This window comes from Trichococcus sp. TS_SC_9 (assembly GCF_056156325.1).
The window spans coordinates 1,262,164-1,280,892 of the sequence record NZ_CM149591.1 but is presented as its reverse complement, the minus strand read 5'-3'; the positions used below and the strand labels follow the sequence as shown (position 1 = coordinate 1,280,892).

The following is an 18,729-nucleotide window of genomic DNA, read 5'->3' as shown; positions in this document are numbered from 1 at the left end:
ATTGTAACTTACTTTTCAATACTTTACCATGTTTTCTTTAAAAAGCAAGCTATTTTAGCTTAATTTTTTTATAATAGGCCGGCATCTTAAGTATTAATCATAATACCTATGCGGAAGAAATGCAAACAGACACACCTGCATTTTCATCTGTGTGGACCGACAAAAAAGCCTGTCTCATATGAGGCAGGCCTTGATTGCTATGCGCGATTCTGGTTCTCTGTTTTGATTTCATCGAGGATATAGCCGAAATCGAACTCTTCTTTTTTGACGATCAGTAATAGGCCGTCACCAAGAGGTACGAGGGAAGTTTCCAATGCCGGGTGGTCCAACACGGTATCCATCAGCTTGTTCAGGCGGCGGTGAATCTTGCGGACCCTCTTCGGAACGTCAGCTTCATCATCCAGGATGGTTCCTCCTTGGAAAACATCATCGATGACCAGCATGCCGTCTTTCTTCAGAAGCCGGATGCAATGGGGCAAAAATTCATAATATTTGGACTTTGCACTGTCCATAAAGATGAAATCATACGGACCTTCCAGTGTAGGCAGGACTTCCGCCGCATCGCCTTCCAAAAGCGTCACCTTGTCTGCGATGCCCAATTTTTCAAAGTTTGCTTTTGCGTGGTTGATCATGACCTCAAAACGATCGATGGTCGTGACATGGCCTTCCGCTCCGACGTGTTGCGCCATCAGGCTGCCGGAGAAGCCGATTGCCGCTCCGATTTCCAATATCTGTTTGGGTTTAATCTGTCCCAGCAGCATATTCAGGAAAACAGCTGTTTCATGCGGAATGATCGGCACGCCTCTTTCATTCGCAGTCTTTTCCAGTTCCCCCAATTCTCCGGGGAAACGCTTCAGTCTGTCGCGCATAAAAGCGACCAGTTCTTTCTTTACGACGGGTCTGTCCATCATTTCGTTCAATGCCATACTTTTTTCTCCTTATCGCATACTCTTTTATCAATGGCAACAAGGCTGGGAATGGATCCCAGCCTTGCGCTTATTCATCTTCAACAACTACTGCTTGGACGGGCTCTCTCGTGACACGGATACCCCGGATCCTGCCGCTTTCGACCTGCGTAGTCGTCAGCAGGTACTCACCAGTCTGAATCGTCGCATGCTCATCATCTTTCGGAAAATAGCCGAGTTCCTCGATCATGTATCCGGCTATCGTATCCACTTCTTCGGATGCGATAGCCGTCTTGAACAATTGATTGAACTTGTCCAGTGGCATACGCCCATTCACGACATAATGATTATCATCGATTTTTTTCGAAAGGCGATAAATTTCATCATACTCATCTTCAATGTCCCCAACGATTTCCTCCAAAAGGTCCTCGAGGGTGATGATCCCCTCTACACCACCGTATTCATCCTTGATGATGGCCATATGCGTGTGGGTCTTGCGGAACTCTACTAAGAGATCATCGATATAAATAGTGGAAGGGACAAACAAAGGCGTATTGACCAATTCACGGAAAGAGATCCGCTCAAAACCGACTTCCTTTGATGCCTTCAAAACATTTTTCATATGCAGAACACCGATGATATTGTCCCTATCTTCCTCATAAACCGGAATCCGAGAATATTGACTGTTCAAAACCAGCGCAATATTGTATTCCAGATCATCATCCAAATCCATCATCAAAGTGTCCGTGCGCGGCACCATCAATTCACGGGCAAGCTTCGTGTCCAACGAGAGCACTCCCTGCATCATCGTGAACTCAGATGGGTCAATGACCCCTTCGCCTCGGCTCTGTGCAAGGATAGCCTTCATTTCGTCACGGGTGAGCTTCTCTTCCTCATTCGTGAATTCGATCGGTGTCAATTTCTTGAGGATACCGGTCGAAAAAGACAAAAGCCAAACGAACGGTTTGAATAGGGTCTTGACGACCACTATCGGGCCTGCAGTGTGGCGCGCAATGGTTTCAGGCATCTGCAAAGCGATCTGTTTAGGGTACAGTTCACCAAACACGAGGGTGATGTAGGAAAGGACAACGGTGATGATGATCATCGCTATTGTTTTGCCACCGGCGATGCTCCCCAACAAAGGTTCGATATAGCCGACGAAATTGGATGAAGCCGACGCACTGCTGAAGAATCCGGCAAAGGTGATGGCAACTTGGATCGTAGCCAAGAAATCATCCGGATTCTCTAAGAGACGCAAAACCTTCTGTGATTTCTTATCGCCGTCTTTGGCCAGCTTCTCGATTTTGGTACGATTGATGGAAACAAATGCTAATTCGGCTGAGGCAAAATAAGCATTCAGTAAAGTCAGGGTTAGGATCAATACTATTTTTGATGATAACGACTGACCTTCGGGGTCTGGGTTCATATGATTTTTTTCTCCTTTTTTATGATGACTCACGCAACTGGCACATGCCCTGAATCAAGACTCTGTGCAGTTGCATAAAAAAATATAGATTCTGTTCAATTATATACTACTTAATATAGTCAACTCCGCTCGAAAAATCAAGAGATTTTTCATGCGGCACATGCTGGAACTGTCCTGTGCTTCTTCCTTGAGCTTTCCGGCACCGACAAGTGTTCTCATTCCAATCTAATGTTTAGCAAAAGCTTCCGTCGTCTTGGAAGGGCTTTACTGCTTGATTTATCAAATGTTTAAGAATTTTCAACTATACGTTTATAACCGTTGCTTTTTTTTATTTTAATGTTATTATCACATTAGACACCCGCGTTTTTAGGAGGATTTTAAATATATGCTTATCCGCTCACTTGCCATCCCCAAAAGGGAGCTGACCATCGTCAAGGAGTCCGCCACGCTTCGGGATGCACTGGATATCCTTGAAGATTCCGGCTACCGTTGCGTTCCTATCTTGGACGAAACAGAAACCATTTTTCGTGGAAATATCTACAAAATGCATATCTATCGGCACAAAGCGAACGGCGGCGACATGAACCTGCCTGTCACGCATCTGCTGAAGAATGCCACAAAATTCATTTCGATAGACAGCTCCTTCTTTAAGGTATTTTTTACCATCAAAGAATTGCCCTACATTTCCGTTCTGAATAAGGACATGACCTTTTACGGCATCCTGACCCACAACGCCTTGTTGAACATGTTGGCCCAATCATGGAGCATCGATGTCGGTAGTTATGTGCTGACGGTCATCGCGCCCGGTCAGAAAGGCGATCTGTACCACATCACCAAAATCATCAACCGCTACTCGTCCATCGCCAGCTGCATTTCCTTGGACATCAACCGGGAGGATGCTCTGCGCAGAGTATTGGTCACTTTACCCGCTGGCACACCCAAACAGTTGCTGGACTCCATCGTAAAGGCACTGGAACGCAAAGATTTCCGCGTGACGGAAATCGAAAACCTGCAAGTAGATTTCTGAAAAAGCTCCATTTACGAATTAAAAAAGTCGGACAAAGCCTTGTGCTTGTCCGACTTTTTCAGCGTGTCCCCGGATCAGCGAGTAGCGCCATTCAGATAGGGGTTTGAATAAATTTCTTCCCTTACTGTCGTAGGATCGCCATGTCCCGGGAACAGGACGGTTTCTCCTGGCAATGGTACGATATATTTCTGGATTCCTTCGATCAAAGTTGTATGGCTGCCTCCCGGCAAATCACTGCGGCCGACGCTCCCTTTGAAGATGACATCCCCAACAATCGCGAACCCGTTCTCGCGGAAAATGAAGACGGTGCTTCCTGGCGAATGCCCGGGAATATGTTGCATCTCAAAACGGAACTCTCCGATTTCGTAAGGCCCCATCTCCTCGAAGAAGACATCTGCTTCCTTCGTCAATCGGATATCCGGAACGTTCGGATTGCGTGCTGATCCGTTCAGTTCCGGATCCAACAACCATTCCCGTTCGATAGGATTTTGATAGACGGGAACATCATATTTCTCCCGGATTGTTTCGAGAGCTCCGATGTGATCATAGTGCGCATGTGTCAACACGATCGCTATCGGATGCAACTCATTCTCTTCGATAGCTGCGATGATGTCCTCCGCTTGCTCACCTGGATCAAAGATGATCGTATCATTCTCGTGGTCGCCGATCAAAAAATAACAATTTTCCTGGATAGGACCGACTGTGATTGCATACATTTCCATATATTGTTGCCTCCCTCTTTTTCGATTACCCCTCTATTATAAGAGAACGATGAGAAATATCCTAGCGAAAAAACAGGGATTTCTGCTGTTCATCCAGCAAAAGCCCCCGTTCTCCAGTTTTCTCATATGATTTTTTAATGGATCAGGCCATTTTCTCGGCAAAACCGATGATCTTATTCATGTATTTCATGAGCGGTGCTGAGACCACCAGCACGACAGCTTCACCGAATGCTGCTGTCACAAAGCTGAACCAGAAAGGCAAATCAAGAACGATATAAAGTTCGATCGCGACAAGAACCATCGTCACCGTGAAGACGACCGCAGTCATCATCATGCGTTTCATTTCAGAATCGTTGGGCTTGAACAATTTTTCCAGAATAAGGAAAGAAATCAATGTCTGGCCAAATCCGAACACCAAGTCCCAAGCCCCCAATGTTGAAAAAATCAGGTTGGCGATAAAAACACCCGCCAAAACACCGTATTTATAATCTTTGTGGTAACCCACCAAATGATTCAGCATTTCTGAAACACGGAATTGGACGGCCCCGAACGACATAAAAGCAAAAATCCCTGTCAACGCAACATAAAGCGCTGCGATAATTGTATTGATAACCATTTTTCTTGTACTCAACCTAAAAACCTCCTAGTTTTTTTTCGTGGGATGGTAGACGAACCACGCACTCCTTCGAGAGCTCAAACAGTTTACCATACATGTTCGCTTTTGAAAACGACTAACGGCGCATTTTCATCTGATTTTCATTACCAAAAAAGCTATCTACCCCTGCCAGGCACCAGACAGCTTTCCGGATTTTTCTATTTGTAGACGCGCGGGACGCGCGCGTTGATTCCCGTCAATATTTCATAGCCGATAGTATCGATCGTTACCGCCATTTCGGACGGATTGTTGACGAGTCCGCCGTTTTCCCCCAAGAGCGTCACTTTCGTCCCGACCGGATATTCTTTCGGCAGACTGATCATGCATTGATCCATGCAGATGACTCCCCGGATCGGACAGCGCTGGCCATCGACGATGACTGTCTGATGGCGAAGATCCCGTCTCCAACCGTCGGCATAACCAATCGGAAGCGTAGCGATCCATTCTCCCTCAAAAGCACGGTAACGGGCGCCATATGCGATCGTGTCGCCTTCATGCATCTGCTTGACATAGCTGATATGGGTATCCAACTGTACCGATGGCTTCAATTCATACGGAAGCTCCAATACGGTGTCAGAAGGATTGTATCCGTACATTGCGATACCGACGCGGACCGCATCCGTCTGGAACGCCTCATGCCAAAGGGAAATGGCGGAATTCGCCAGATGCACGATCGGCGGTCGTTGCTCCATTGCCTGCAAAATCTCTTCAAACAAAGCCAGCTGGCGATCCACCAATGTCGGATCTTCACCGTCGGCCGTCGCGAAGTGCGTAAAGATACCTTCAAAAACAAAGCCATCCAGTTCGGCAATGCGCGTTTCGAAGGCTTTGACCTCCTCGACCGTACGCAAGCCAATCCGGCCCATCCCGGTATCGATGGCCAAATGCACCCGAACAGGCAGCTCCGTTTTCCGTCCTTGCAGATACGGCACAGCCGCTTCCAGCCATTCCACTGCCGTGACGGCTACGCTGATTCCGTTGTCCGCTATGAGCGCAGCGTCTTCTGCCTCCGTCGGGCCCACAACCATGATGAAATCATCGGACAGCCCGTTTTCCCGCAGCTCCATCGCCTCATCCAACAGCGCGACACAGAATCCATCCACACCCGCCTCCTTCGCCTTTTTCGCGACTGGAACAGCTCCCAATCCATAGGCATCGGCTTTGACAACCGCAAAAAATTTCTTTCCAGGAGACAGACCCTTCCTGATTTGTTGGATGTTCCACGAAATAGCTTCCAAATCGATGGTTTCTATCGTGGGACGGTGCTTTCCTACTACCATGGTTAAAACCCCTTTACTTTTCTAATACCACTTGCGCGGCAATGATGTTCCCCGAATGGGTGATGGAAACGAATCCTCCCCCATCAAACGGAGATTTGGTTATTTCAGGTTTCCGGTTCTCTCCGGGCAAAATTTCGATATCTTGGAAAGATAGCTTGCCAATGCCTGTGCCATAAGCCTTCGAGAAAGCTTCCTTTGCGGCATAGCGCCCGGCCAGAAATTCCATTTGGCGCGACCCGCTCAGAGCCAAAAACAGTTTCATTTCCGCTTCGGTCAGAATCCGTTCCGCAAAACCAGAACGCCGATTGTAGGCTTTCGTGATGCGGTCCAGCTCGGTTACGTCCAATCCTATTCCATAAATCATTCCAATCACCGCCTCTTCTGCATGCATTGCTCTAATTTTACCAAAAACAAAAAAAATTTCCAGCATAAGAAAAACCTCTTCCCCAATTGGCCTACGCCAGGGGAAGAGGTTTTTGATCACGAATTAATCGTTGTTGCTGCGGATAGTGAAGCTATGGCTGCTTTTTTTAGGTGCGCCGGCACTGCCGCCGCCACGTTTGTCATCATAGCGTTTGCCGCCTGAGCGTGGTTTGCTGTCGCTTGAGCGATTTTTGTTGCCACTGCGCTCGCCGCTGCGTTCGCCACTGCCGCGTCTTTCTGATGAACTACGGTTACCTTTGTAGCCGCCGCCTGTGCTCTTGCCTTTGTAACCACCGCCGCCTTTACCTTTTCTTGAAGGCAATGGGCGTTCTGGTGTGATCTTAACAGGAACATCAGTAGCATCTTTAGAAAGACTCTTCAGGAATGCTGCCACCAAATCTTCAGCAGTGTGCTCTTCAAGCAAACGAACAGCTGCACGTTGATATTTGTCTGTTTCTGTTTCTTTCACCAATGATTCCACTTCATCCATAGCTGATTTTACTTGGCCACGGAAAGCTTCTTCATCACTTGGTGGTTGTAATGGAGTGATCGGTTTTTTTGTTAAGTTTTCGATTGTACGCAAGTAATCCATTTCGTTTGGTGTAACGAAAGTCACTGACATACCTTCTTTACCGGCACGACCAGTACGGCCGATACGGTGAACATAGCTTTCTGGATCTTGCGGGATATCATAGTTGTATACATGTGTAACACCTGTAACATCCAATCCACGCGCAGCAACGTCAGTCGCTACCAAGAAATCCAAATCGCCAGTCTTGAATGCATTCAAAACACTCATACGTTTTTGTTGTGTCAAATCGCCATGGATTCCTTCTGCACGGTAACCGCGTAGTTCCAATCCTTTAGACAATTCATCAACACGACGTTTTGTACGGCCGAAAACAATAGCCAATTCCGGATTTTGAACATCGAACAAACGAGTCATTGTATCGAATTTTTCGAAATCTTTACATTTGACGAAATATTGATCAATCAAGTTAGCTGAAGCATGAGATGCTTTAATTTTTACGTGTTCTGGAGCATGCATGAATTTAACACCGATTTTTTTGATTTGGTCAGGCATTGTTGCTGAGAACAACAATGTTTGACGCTCAGATGGTGTTTCACTAAGGATGCTTTCGATGTCTTCCAAGAAGCCCATGTTCAACATTTCATCTGCTTCATCCAAAACTAGCGTTTCAATATGATCCAAACGAATTGTTTTGCGTTTGATATGATCCAATAAACGGCCTGGTGTCCCAACAATAATTTGCGGTTTGTTTTTTAAAGCGCGAATTTGACGGCTGATATCTGCTCCACCATAAACAACTTGTACTGATACATGTTTGTCTTTGCCTAAGCGATAAAGTTCTTCTTGTGTTTGAATCGCTAATTCACGTGTTGGCGCGATAACAATCCCTTGGATAGCTTTGTTTTCTGTGTTGATTTTTTGCAACATCGGCAATCCAAAAGCAGCTGTTTTACCAGTACCTGTTTGTGCTTGGCCGATAACGTCTAATCCTTTGAGCGCCAAAGGAATAGTTTCCGTTTGGATGGGTGTTGCTTCCTCGAAGCCCATTGTCTCAATTGACTGTAATAATACTGCATCTAAACCTAATTCTGAAAATTTCATGTTTCCTCCTAATTTTGAGAAACTAAAATTTAGAGAGTCTTTTCTTTTACCCGTATCTAAATACGGTTCATAATCTTATAAATAAAAGATAAACCTTTTTTACTTAATCCCTTGAATAGAAAGCTTGATAAATCAAACATTCTGCACTTCGCAGAAAAAACCCTCTTATTTCTCTATTCTTACCATCAGCAATAATAACACGTTCCGAAGAGTTTTACAAATCATTTTCTCTTAAAATAATGAAATTTCTTACAAAAAAACCTTGTTGTAAGGATATTTCTAATGAAAATGACAAGTGACTCTACAATTTACCGACAATTGACACAAGCGCTCCAAATTGGCTGAAAAAGGGATCTCCTTGCTTATGCGACGACACGACCCATCCAAATTCCCTTACATTTCCTATTATACACGCAAAGCTGCCACAACCGCCAATAAATCAGTGCCGAAACTGGATTTGATCAGTACTTGATCGGCTTGTTGAAGCTCTGCCTTGAGCTTATCGATCAATGGCGCCTTCTCCCCAATATAATGATAAAGTTTCCCTTCCGGAAAGGCAGTCTTTAAGTTTTCATAAAGAGCGGCCATTTCCGTGCCGTAAAGATAGACCTGATCGAAATCCGCAGGGGAAATTTCAGCCGCCAAGGCCGCGTGCATTTCAGCAGAACGTTCGCCCAACTCACGGATATCCCCTAGCACCGCAATTTTCTTTCCCTCCCGCGGCAGATACGCGAATGAACGCAGCACGGCCGTCATGGACGTTGGACTGGCATTGTACGCATCATTCAACAGTTGCGAGCCATTTACCCCATTCAACCACTGCGTGCGGTTGGCAGTCAGCTGAAACGTCGCCAATGCTTCTTTCACTTCAGCGATCGTCATGCCCAACACTTGGGCAGCAGCTAATGCGGCCAAAGCATTTCGGACATTGTACACACCCAATACAGGGATCTCCAAATCGACATTCGGATCCAGGTTCACATGGAAAGTCGTTCGGGTTTTGCCGGGAACGATGGTATAGGCATAGATCGTATCCGTTTCGTCCGTGCCGAAAGTCAGCTGATGGAAGTTGCCTTCCTGAGGCAGCTCTTCGGCAATCAACGGCTCGTCACCGGGATAAATGAACGTCCCTTCCGGCTTCAGCCCCTCCAAAATCTCCAATTTGGCTTTGGCGATGCCGCGGCGGCTTCCGAGGAACTCCAGATGGCTGTCCCCGATCAAGGTGATGATGGCGACATCCGGTTTGGCCAATCGGCTTAACAGGCTGATTTCGCCGAAGTTGCTCATGCCCATTTCAAGCACCAGCACTTCCGTGTCTTCCGGCATCTCAAGAATGGTCATCGGCATGCCGATTTCATTATTGTAATTGCCCTCCGTCTTGTGGACACGGAACCGGGCGGACAGGATGGCGGCCGTCATGTCCTTGGTGGTCGTTTTCCCGTTGCTGCCCGTGATTGCGACCACTTTTGGTTGGATCATATTCAGGTAGGCTTCCGCCAATTTTTGCAAAGCTTCCAACGTGTCATCCACCAGAATGACAGCAATATCTTCAGGTGCTTCTCCGGCCGCGCGGCTCCATAAAGTTGCTGCCGCTCCGTTCTTGATTGCCGATTGGACATAATCATGACCATCCGTTTCCCCTTGCAAAGGCACAAACAAGCTGTCTGGCGTTGCTTTACGGGAGTCAAAGGTGACAGCATTTATTTCAGCGAAGCGGTTGGCCGACGTGTAGTCGATCGCCCCTACTGCTTTCACAACATCGATGATGCGTAGTGGTTTCATAGTTGGTTCCTCATTTCCGATTAGTTCTCAGAAGACCTTCCCCCTGATCTAAAAAAAAGCCGTCCTTTCCCTAGGTTTGCAGCAAGCACTCCATGCTTTCAGTGCTGCTGACAATCAGGGAAATCACGGCCTTCCATTCATTATTCTACAAATTGATAGGACAGTTTTTCTTCATGGCGCTTCAATGCCAACTGAATCAATTCTTCCACCAGATCACTGTATTTCAATCCTGTGTGTTCCCATAGCAACGGATACATGCTGCGGGAAGTGAAGCCAGGCAAAGTATTGACTTCATTGATGTAGATTTCATTGTTTTTGGTAACAAAGAAATCACATCGGCTCAAACCGCTTCCGTCAAGCGCTCGAAAAGCGATTGTTGCATAATTCTGTAATTTGGCAGTGATTTCTTCCGGTAATTCAGACGGAATCTGCAGCAATACTTCTTCATTGCCGTACTTCTCTTCGTAGTCATAGAAATCTTTGGTTTTAACGATTTCACCGGGTACGGAGGTATGAACATCGTCATTTCCCAATACCGCGATTTCGATTTCACGGGCTTCGATGCCTTGTTCAACGACCACGCGACGGTCATAGCGGAAAGCCGTTTCGATTGCTGCGGTCAACTCCTCAAGATTCGTAGCTTTGGAAATGCCGACGCTTGAGCCCATATTGGCTGGCTTTATGTACATCGGATAAATCAGGCTGCCTTCGCATTGGATGAAGATCTTCTCGCGGTCATTTTTCCAATCATTTCGGGTTACGGCCACATAAGGCACTTGTGGCAACCCGGCTTGTTGGAAAAGATGCTTGCTGACGATTTTGTCCATTCCGCTGGCGCTGGCAAGGACACCACAGCCGACATACGGCATATTCAGGACTTCAAATAGCCCTTGTACCGTTCCGTCTTCTCCGTTGGGTCCATGCAGTACAGGGAAAATGACAGCATCCTCAGACTGGATGTCTGCAGGTGAAATACGTTCGCCGTAGGATTTCCCATCCTGCGAATCGGCAAAACGCTTCTCGGAACCCGGCTCCAAGTAAAGGTTCTCAGCGAATGCTACCGGTTCAGAAAGGGATTGCCCTTGAATCCAAGCGCCTGCCTTAGTGATATAGACGGGCACAACTTCGTAATAGTTGAAATAGATCGCCTTTATGATCGAATGTGCTGTCAGAATCGAGATTTCGTGCTCAGCGCTCTTTCCGCCGTAAATCAAATAAATTTTCATCGAGAAATCCTCCGAATTTTTTGATAACTACCTTAATCACCAAACATTGTACCATATTTATTTTTTAGCTAAAACGATTTTTGTGAAAAGTGACTTGGTATCCCGATTGCTTGGGTCAAAACAGCTGATTCAGGCTCAATGGATACAGAAAAAGCCTAAGTTCCGGCTCAGGCTTTCATTCAAAGTCTATGTCTATTTCCCACTCGTTGCGTTCCATGTTATAACAGATGGTGCCCACTGAATCTTTTTCGTTGAAACGGCCGCCGATGCTGGCGTAACGGTCTTCCGCGATGAACAATGGGATGCAGTATGTATTTTCTTCGATGCTCATCTGTCTGAAAGAGATGACGGCTCCTTCTTTGAAGATCGGAATGAATTCCTTCACGCGTTCGATCGGGAATGGAGCAATTTCTTTGTCTTTCTGATAAAAACGCTTCTTCTCATTCACTTTTTCCTTCAACTTGACGGTGATGGCTTCAGCGAACAGCTCATGGAATTGCTCCAAGTAGCGATAGTACATTTTTATGAAGCCATTCGGCAACGTGAGGTAGATGTAGCTGTTTTGTAATTTGTAATAGAACGGTGAGTGCAAGTGCGTATGCGCATGGGCGATATACAGGATCTCGGATATTTCGATTGGGGTGAGGAGATGCAACATATCCACATTCACAAAATCAATCCATTTTCCCATAGCGGTTTGATTGTCCGTCCCTTTTTGGAAGAACGCTTTTACGTTTTCTTGGCCTTTGATAACCTGAAAACCGGTATGATTATCATATGTTCCGATGCTTTTTCTTCCGTCCACCAACAATAAGTTTTCTGGAAGCTTCCGGGCTAACTTTGTGTAATCTTTCACCGCTATCCCTTTGCTCAAAACAAAATTGCTGACTGTTTCATAATGAACATATAACATATCTTCGCTCATGAATGATCCCCCCCTTTCCGAAATATCCCTTATTATCATTCTACTACGCGCAAAACCGATTAAGGTATCAGTACCATGTTAATATTATTACAAATCCGTATCTTTTACAAAGATAATTTGCCTTTTTCCCCTATTTTTTTTCACATCAATAAATTGAAAGGGTTTTCACATCGAAAACCGAACTTTATTTGCATAATTTGGATAAAATGTCCGAAAAAAAGAAGCTATTTACATAGCTTCTAATCGTTTGATTCGGTTTGCCGTTGAAGGGTGGGTCGAAAACAAGCCATCGCTTTCTGCTTCACCCTCCTTCATCCGTTTGAAAGGATTCACAATATAAAGGGAGGCGCTGGCAGCATTTGCTGCCTCCATCGGTTCGCTTGCCGCTATTTTGTTCAAAGCGGATTTCAGCCCTTCCGGATTGCGTGTGAACTCAATCGCACTCGCATCAGCCAGATACTCCCTGTTCCGTGAGAGCGCCAGACGGATGATTGTGGCCACAAAGGGTGAAAGTACCAAGATCAGCAAGGAAAGGATCAGCAATATGATGCCCGCCCCTCCGCTGTTGTCGCTTCTGCGTCGCCGGCCGCCGCCACCCCAGAACATCATCCGGGTGCTGAATTGGGCTAAAAATGCGATCAGTCCCGCTATCGCCAAAGCGACAGTGGATAAGCGGATGTCATAGTTGCGGATATGCGCGAACTCATGCGCCAACACCCCCGTCAATTCTTCACGGTTCAATTTATTCAACAAGCCTGTCGTCACGGCGACGGATGCCTTTTCCGGCGAATTCCCGGCAGCAAATGCATTTGGGCTTTCATCCTCGATGATGAAAATTCTCGGAAAAGGCAACCGCGTCACGATTGTCATTTCCTCGACGATATTCCAGAGCATCGGGTATTGCGCCTTATCCGTTATTTCCCGGGCTTTGTTCAGGCTCATGACCACTTGTGTGGATTGCGCCACCATGATGCCGACGTAGACCACTCCGATGATCATCGCAAGTGCGACACCGGACAAGGCGTTATCCCAATTCATGTAACCGATGGCCGCCCCTAATGCCGCAAACAGGAGAAAGAATAAGAATACAATCAGCACGGTGCGCCGTTTATTCTGCTCAATTTGTTGATGGAGCAAAGGTACTCACCAACTTTCCATCAAAATCATATTTACTCAGAACGATACTTTCGGTACATTCTTTTCTTCTTCCGGGGTTGCCAAAACGACTTCCGGACGGAAACCATGGACATTTGCCACAACATTGCTCGGGAATGTCCCTAATTTGATGTTGTATTGTGTCACGCTCGAATTGTACAATTGGCGCGCATAGGCGATCTTATTTTCCGTTGCGGACAATTCTTCCTGTAATGCCAAGAAATTCTGGTTCGCCTTCAAATCGGGATATGCTTCAGCCAGAGCGAAAACGGTCCGCAATTGGCTCGACAGTTGATTGGACAATTCCATCTTTTTGGCCGGATCTTCGGTTCCCATATCCGAGATCATGTTGCGCAAATTGATGACTTTGGTCAAAGTTTCCTGCTCATGCTTGGCATAGCCTTTGACTGTCTCAACGATGTTCGGGATCAGATCGTTCCTGCGTTTCAACTGGACATCGATCTGGCTCCAAGCTTCCGTTACCCACAATTTATTTTTCACAAGACTGTTATACAACGAAATCCATATTGCCCCGATGATCGCTGCCACTACAATGATTCCTATTATCCATTCCATTTTGCTCACAGCTCCTTTTCTATCTTGCCGACTTAACGGCTGACCTAGACAATTCCTCGTCTACACCTTCCATTATAGAAGACTCCCGCAGTTTTGTAAAAAAATAGACCAACCACCTATTTACCGAAAATTGCTGCCCTATCCGAACAATACATTTCATGATACGATAAAGGAAAGAAAATCAGATGAGGTGTCCGTATGTATTTCATCCCGCAACAAACTAAAAAAAATTGGCCCATCCTATTCAAACCCACCCCGTTATACCAAGGCGTCACTGCAGCGGATCTGCCTCGGGCCTACCTCGAATTGCTGGCGGAACAGAACGGTGGCTATCTGTTGTGCTCCCGCATCGCGACCAAAGAGCCCACATCCGACGGCATCGATTATGCCGCTGTCCATGCGATCCTGGGACTTCACGACGATCCCCAGAACAGCCTGTATGCCCAACAAGAAATTGCCCGTTCGGCGGAGCTGCCGGATTATTTCGTGCTTTTCAGCAGCAATGGTAATCAGCTTTTTGCCTTCGATTATTCACAAGTGTCCCCATCCGGCGAGCCGAGTATCCGGCACATCGATATCGAAACGGACAATTGGCAGACTGTCGCTCCCGACTTCGCTCAATTCCTGCGCAACCTGACACCGGGATTGCTGACCGTTCCAGAGGAAATCCGGCTCACGCACACGGAAGGCGCGCACGCCTTTTTGCTGGCCGATGCCGCGGGATTGGCTGAGCTGTTTTTGCACTTCGAGGATGACCCGGACAAGCAATGGTATCTCCAGTGGATACAACATTTTTCCTGCCATCCTGATGCGGACTGCCGAAAAATAGCCTGCGAAGCGCTGGAAACGCAGATCCTCTACTTCAGGAATGAATTGCCGACAACCGTCAAAGATGTGCTGGCGAACTTTCTTGCTGATCCTGACCCGGCAATCCAAGAATTGGCCAAAACGTTGGAAAAAGAACTTGCGGCTGAATGAATGCGAATGCTAAAACAGCATGCAGTAGTGCCGTCCACCAGAGACAGAATGGCAGAATCAATTAGAATCAACACCAGCTCCGATGAGAAAGGTCTCGTCGGAGCTGGTGTCGTGAAAACAGAGCCACCTCCGATGGGGAAGATTTCGTCGGAGGCGAGACCACAATAACAGTCGGAACTTCGGCGAAGGTTGCGTTCACCGGAGATACGGGCCTCATCATAAGTGCCTCATAACAACAAAAACAGGGGGTGCCACCACGCGGCACCCCTGTTTTTGTTGTTATCCCTGTTCCTTCAGCCACTGTTGGTAAAGGTTCTTTGTTTTGTGGCCTTTGCCGAGGATTTCGAGCATCTCCGTCTTGCGTTTTGCTTGCGTAGCTGGTTGTTTGGCGCTGTAGATGTAACGGGCCCAATCCCGTTGGTAGCCCGGCGTTAGTTCCGCATACAGTTTTGCGGCGTCTGGATGCTCTGCATCCAGATATTTCTTCACATCCGGGATGAATTGCTCATAGTCGGCCACATTGCCGCTGTTCGCTTTCGTTGATTTGCCTTTTCCTTTGACATCATTTTTTAGCCCGACGAGCGTGAACGTATCATCCAACTTGACCATCCGCGCAAACTTCAAGCTGCTGTCGCCGACGTAGCCGTTACCGTCGTCCACGCCCAGACTCGGAAAGATGGCATCGCGATGCACGAAGGTGTCATAGGTTTTGTTCCCGATTTTCGGATATGCGATATAAAGGTAGCCTTCCGGATTCAGGCGCTCCGCTTTAATCGTATCCCATACGCGTTCATTCAGTTCCTCAAGCGTCAGGACATAGGAAAAAATCAGATCGTATTTCCCGGGATCCAGTTCCGCATCATAGGAGTCCAAATCCGCAAAATCGTCAGTCGTGGCGCGCTCTTTCCCCAGAACGGCGCGCTTTTGGAATTTATCCAGTCCCAACCGCTTCGTGATCGGCATAGTTGCCGGAACCGGTTTATCAGCAGCTTGCTCGCCATAAAGTTGGTGCGCATGAGCGATGTCTTCCCGGATCATCTCCTTCAGTACAGCTATATCGATATCGGAAAGTTTATTGACGTACACGCAACCCTTTCCGATTTTATGTTTACCGAGCTTCGCAAGCAACTCTTCCCGTTTTCCATCCGGCAGCATAAAATAAAACGTCAACGCCGTTTTTCGCGGCGAAAAGGCAGCCAGCGGGGCATCGCCTTCATGGCCGCTCGCGTACCGGTAACGGTATTTCCCGAAACCGATGATGCTCGGCCCCCACAATTTTGCTTCCTCCCCAGTCACTTCCGCAAACAACTTCAGCAGCGCATATGCATCCTCTTTCTTTTGCGGCTGCTGGATTTCCTCGATGAACTCCTGTACAGACACTTCCGTGGGCTTTGTTTTAGGTTCGTATGCCATCTCGCTTCCCCTCTCAATCCTTCTTAAAGCTATCATAGCAAACCCAACGACCACCCGCAAAATCCAAGCCCTGATGGAAGCCGATTGACCGGAATTATACCGTTTCTCCGGTGAACGGAGGCTTCGCCGGAGTTCTATCCACATTTCTGGACTTCAGCTCCGAGGAGACACTACTCATCGGAGCTGCGCCCATCAAATTACCGACGTACTCCGGGGAGTGGGCCCTCCCCGGAGCTGACGTACGTACCCAGAAAAAACCGGTAGAAACCAAAAAAAGAGCCCTCCCGAAACCGGGAAAGCCCTCCTCAAGAAGATTATTCTTGATCTTCTTTGTTTTGGAAACCATATTTTTTGTTGAAGCGGTCCACACGGCCATCGGCTTGCGTGAATTTTTGACGTCCAGTATAGAATGGGTGTGAATCTGAAGAAATTTCTACACGGATCATTGGGTAAGTGTTGCCATCTTCCCATTCAACTTTTTCGCTTGAACCTTTTGTTGAACCAGATAAAAATTTGAATCCTGTAGTTGTATCCATGAACACAACTGTTTGGTAATTTGGATGGATTTCTTGTTTCATGTCTCTTTCGCTCCTTTTTGCCCTGGATTATTTACTAAGCCAGAGTTGTCTTTTTGTAATAAAAGGTATACCGCAGGGTAATCCTTTTTAACGTTAAAAGGATACCACGCAAACAGCAAGAATGCAACGATAAATTTAAAAAAACACGTTTTCCCCATCCAGGCAGCAGTGAGAAAAACGTGTTTGGGTTATTTATTGAGAATGGCTTCAATCTCCTCTTCCGAAAGGCTGCTGTCGGCATTCAAATTCGTGAATTGGCCCGGACCATCGATCCTCACAAGAGCAGGCACCGTACGTACGCCCATTTTGTCGCGGAGACTTTGGATCGCAGGGTCTGTCGGTGTGTTCAGGCTATCGAGATAATGGATCGTCAGGTTTTTTTCTTTGCGGACCTTATCCAATTTAGGCACAAATTTCCGGCAATACGGACAAACGGCTTTCCCGAGATAAACGACCGCTTTTTCGCCGGCAGCCAGTTTTTCTTCAAACTCTTCAGCCGTGATCTCTATGAATTCTTTTGTGTCTTCTTCGTAATTCCCTTTGTTGAAAAGCATTTAAAAACCTCCAGTTTTGCGTTTTGATAGTCCCACTATACCGGGAAGCTGTAAAAAATGCTCATGATTTGCTCACACGCCCTCCGGCACGCTTTTATTTCATCAATGCAATCCGGGTCAGCAAAGCTTCATTGTTTTCGGTTGTGTTCATCTGTTTCAGGAAGCTCTCGGTGTATTCCAAAGCATCCCCGCGCATGCCACGGCGGACTTTGTAGATACTCTCCATCGTTTTCGCATCCAGCAGGAGGTCTTCTCTGCGGGTGCCCGATTTTTTGATATCGATAGCTGGAAAGATTCGTCGTTCCGCCAATTCACGGGAAAGCACAAGCTCCATGTTTCCTGTTCCCTTGAATTCTTCGTAGATGACTTCATCCATCCGGCTGCCGGTATCGACAAGCGCGGTTGCGATGATTGTCAGACTGCCGCCATCTTCGATATTCCGGGCAGCACCAAAGAAACGTTTCGGGCGATAAAAGGCTGCCGGATCGATCCCTCCGCTCAAGGTACGTCCGCTTGGCGGAATAACCAAGTTATAGGCACGGGCCAAACGTGTCAAGCTATCCATCAAGATGACCACATCGCGTTTGTCTTCGACAAGGCGCATGGCTCTTTCCAGGACGAGTTCCGCCACCCGGACATGGTTTGCTGGTTGTTGGTCGAAAGTCGAGGAGACGACATCTCCCTTCACACTGCGTTCGATATCCGTCACTTCTTCCGGACGCTCATCAATGAGCAGCATAATCAGTTCGACATCGGGATGATTGGTGGTGATGCCGTTCGCGATTTCTTTCAGCAAAGTCGTTTTCCCTGCTTTCGGGGGCGCAACGATCAACCCACGTTGACCGAAGCCGATTGGCGAGAACAGATCGACCATCCGAGCGGTTACGTTTGTCCGGGTATTTTCCAACTTCATCTGATGGTTCGGGTAAATGGGCGTCAATCCGGGGAAGTGTGAGCGCTCTTTGGCTTGATCAGGTCGTTTTCCGTTCACCGTGCTGACTTGCATCAGGCCGTAATAACGTTCGGATGCTTTCGGAGGTCTGGCCTTTCCGGCTACTTTGTCCCCATTGCGCAGATCGAAGCGTCTGATTTGCGAGGTCGAGATGTAAATGTCTTCTTGGCTCGGTGAATAGTTGATCGGCCTTAAAAAACCGAATCCTTCCTGAGCAACGATATCTAAAATGCCCTCGGTCATGAAGAACCCTTGTTTTTCCTCTTGGGCACGGATGACCGCCAAGGACAGCTCTTTTTTGTTCATTTGGCTGTAATAGGGAATCTTCAGTTCTCTGGCATAGGTGTATATTTCTTTCAGAGTCTTACTTTCCAACTCATGCAAGGTAAGCATATCTTCCAAACAGCTCCACCTTCCTCTCTTATCATTCTGATGATGCTTATTTTCAGCAAATGTAATATATAAGATATTCAAAACACCTTCAAAGTTGGTTACTGCTTTGAAGGTGCTCCTTATTAT

Annotated in this window: 18 protein-coding genes and 1 riboswitch; of the genes, 2 read left to right on the top strand and 16 right to left on the bottom strand. The window is 47.0% G+C overall.

The features are described 5' to 3' along the window. Positions 1 to 197: 197 nt before the first annotated feature. Positions 198 to 926, bottom strand: a complete 729-nt coding sequence (locus tag AC0J5I_RS06265; RefSeq protein ID WP_107994612.1) for an O-methyltransferase — start codon at positions 924 to 926, stop codon at positions 198 to 200. Between the two features lie 70 nt (positions 927 to 996). Further along, positions 997 to 2,331, bottom strand: coding sequence for a hemolysin family protein (locus tag AC0J5I_RS06260; RefSeq protein ID WP_107994611.1), 1,335 nt, complete (start codon positions 2,329 to 2,331; stop codon positions 997 to 999). 385 nt (positions 2,332 to 2,716) lie between these two features. Between AC0J5I_RS06260 and cbpA the strand changes: the two genes are divergently transcribed. Then, a complete protein-coding gene (gene cbpA, locus AC0J5I_RS06255; protein WP_107994610.1) occupies positions 2,717 to 3,358 on the top strand; it encodes a cyclic di-AMP binding protein CbpA in 642 nt (213 codons plus the stop codon). 74 nt (positions 3,359 to 3,432) lie between these two features. Here the strand turns inward: cbpA and AC0J5I_RS06250 are convergent, their stop codons facing one another. The 10 genes from AC0J5I_RS06250 to AC0J5I_RS06205 all read right to left on the bottom strand — a co-directional run bounded on the left by AC0J5I_RS06250 (position 3,433) and on the right by AC0J5I_RS06205 (position 13,735). After that, positions 3,433 to 4,080, bottom strand: a complete 648-nt coding sequence (locus tag AC0J5I_RS06250; protein WP_107994609.1) for an MBL fold metallo-hydrolase — start codon at positions 4,078 to 4,080, stop codon at positions 3,433 to 3,435. A 142-nt stretch (positions 4,081 to 4,222) separates the two neighbouring features. Continuing rightward, positions 4,223 to 4,711, bottom strand: coding sequence for a QueT transporter family protein (locus AC0J5I_RS06245; RefSeq protein WP_234402536.1), 489 nt, complete (start codon positions 4,709 to 4,711; stop codon positions 4,223 to 4,225). A 6-nt stretch (positions 4,712 to 4,717) separates the two neighbouring features. Beyond that, positions 4,718 to 4,763: riboswitch (PreQ1 riboswitch) on the bottom strand. A 130-nt stretch (positions 4,764 to 4,893) separates the two neighbouring features. Beyond that, positions 4,894 to 6,015 (bottom strand): alanine racemase, encoded by a 1,122-nt coding sequence (gene alr, locus AC0J5I_RS06240; RefSeq protein ID WP_107994608.1) that lies wholly within the window; start codon positions 6,013 to 6,015, stop codon positions 4,894 to 4,896. A gap of 13 nt (positions 6,016 to 6,028) precedes the next feature. Next, positions 6,029 to 6,379, bottom strand: a complete 351-nt coding sequence (gene acpS, locus AC0J5I_RS06235; protein WP_107995057.1) for a holo-ACP synthase — start codon at positions 6,377 to 6,379, stop codon at positions 6,029 to 6,031. A 123-nt stretch (positions 6,380 to 6,502) separates the two neighbouring features. Next, positions 6,503 to 8,071 carry a degradosome RNA helicase CshA gene (cshA, locus tag AC0J5I_RS06230; RefSeq protein ID WP_475304701.1) on the bottom strand — a complete coding sequence of 523 codons (1,569 nt, stop codon included), beginning with the start codon at positions 8,069 to 8,071 and terminating at the stop codon, positions 6,503 to 6,505. A gap of 405 nt (positions 8,072 to 8,476) precedes the next feature. Then, complete coding sequence (locus AC0J5I_RS06225) at positions 8,477 to 9,853, bottom strand: UDP-N-acetylmuramoyl-tripeptide--D-alanyl-D-alanine ligase (protein WP_475304698.1); 1,377 nt, start codon at positions 9,851 to 9,853, stop codon at positions 8,477 to 8,479. Between the two features lie 140 nt (positions 9,854 to 9,993). After that, the gene (locus AC0J5I_RS06220; protein ID WP_475304694.1) at positions 9,994 to 11,079 is read right to left on the bottom strand and encodes a D-alanine--D-alanine ligase; all 1,086 of its coding nucleotides are present in this window, start codon (positions 11,077 to 11,079) and stop codon (positions 9,994 to 9,996) included. A 175-nt stretch (positions 11,080 to 11,254) separates the two neighbouring features. Beyond that, positions 11,255 to 12,004, bottom strand: coding sequence for a hypothetical protein (locus AC0J5I_RS06215; RefSeq protein ID WP_475304691.1), 750 nt, complete (start codon positions 12,002 to 12,004; stop codon positions 11,255 to 11,257). 228 nt (positions 12,005 to 12,232) lie between these two features. Continuing rightward, entirely contained in the window at positions 12,233 to 13,141 is a 909-nt protein-coding gene (gene htpX / locus AC0J5I_RS06210) for a zinc metalloprotease HtpX (protein WP_475304687.1), read from the bottom strand. 36 nt (positions 13,142 to 13,177) lie between these two features. Next, complete coding sequence (locus AC0J5I_RS06205; protein WP_107994602.1) at positions 13,178 to 13,735, bottom strand: LemA family protein; 558 nt, start codon at positions 13,733 to 13,735, stop codon at positions 13,178 to 13,180. 198 nt (positions 13,736 to 13,933) lie between these two features. Between AC0J5I_RS06205 and AC0J5I_RS06200 the strand changes: the two genes are divergently transcribed. After that, positions 13,934 to 14,713: an SMI1/KNR4 family protein gene (locus AC0J5I_RS06200; RefSeq protein ID WP_475304681.1), complete on the top strand. Its 780-nt coding sequence runs from the start codon at positions 13,934 to 13,936 to the stop codon at positions 14,711 to 14,713. A 279-nt stretch (positions 14,714 to 14,992) separates the two neighbouring features. Here AC0J5I_RS06200 and AC0J5I_RS06195 read toward each other — a convergent pair whose 3' ends face one another. From AC0J5I_RS06195 to rho, 4 genes are all read right to left on the bottom strand, one after another. Further along, the gene (locus AC0J5I_RS06195; protein WP_475304679.1) at positions 14,993 to 16,126 is read right to left on the bottom strand and encodes a YdeI/OmpD-associated family protein; all 1,134 of its coding nucleotides are present in this window, start codon (positions 16,124 to 16,126) and stop codon (positions 14,993 to 14,995) included. 314 nt (positions 16,127 to 16,440) lie between these two features. After that, positions 16,441 to 16,704: a type B 50S ribosomal protein L31 gene (locus AC0J5I_RS06190; protein WP_475304676.1), complete on the bottom strand. Its 264-nt coding sequence runs from the start codon at positions 16,702 to 16,704 to the stop codon at positions 16,441 to 16,443. Positions 16,705 to 16,892: 188 nt separating this feature from the next. Continuing rightward, positions 16,893 to 17,258 (bottom strand): DUF6568 family protein, encoded by a 366-nt coding sequence (locus AC0J5I_RS06185; protein ID WP_475304673.1) that lies wholly within the window; start codon positions 17,256 to 17,258, stop codon positions 16,893 to 16,895. 94 nt (positions 17,259 to 17,352) lie between these two features. Continuing rightward, positions 17,353 to 18,612 carry a transcription termination factor Rho gene (gene rho, locus AC0J5I_RS06180; RefSeq protein ID WP_475304670.1) on the bottom strand — a complete coding sequence of 420 codons (1,260 nt, stop codon included), beginning with the start codon at positions 18,610 to 18,612 and terminating at the stop codon, positions 17,353 to 17,355. Positions 18,613 to 18,729: the final 117 nt, after the last annotated feature.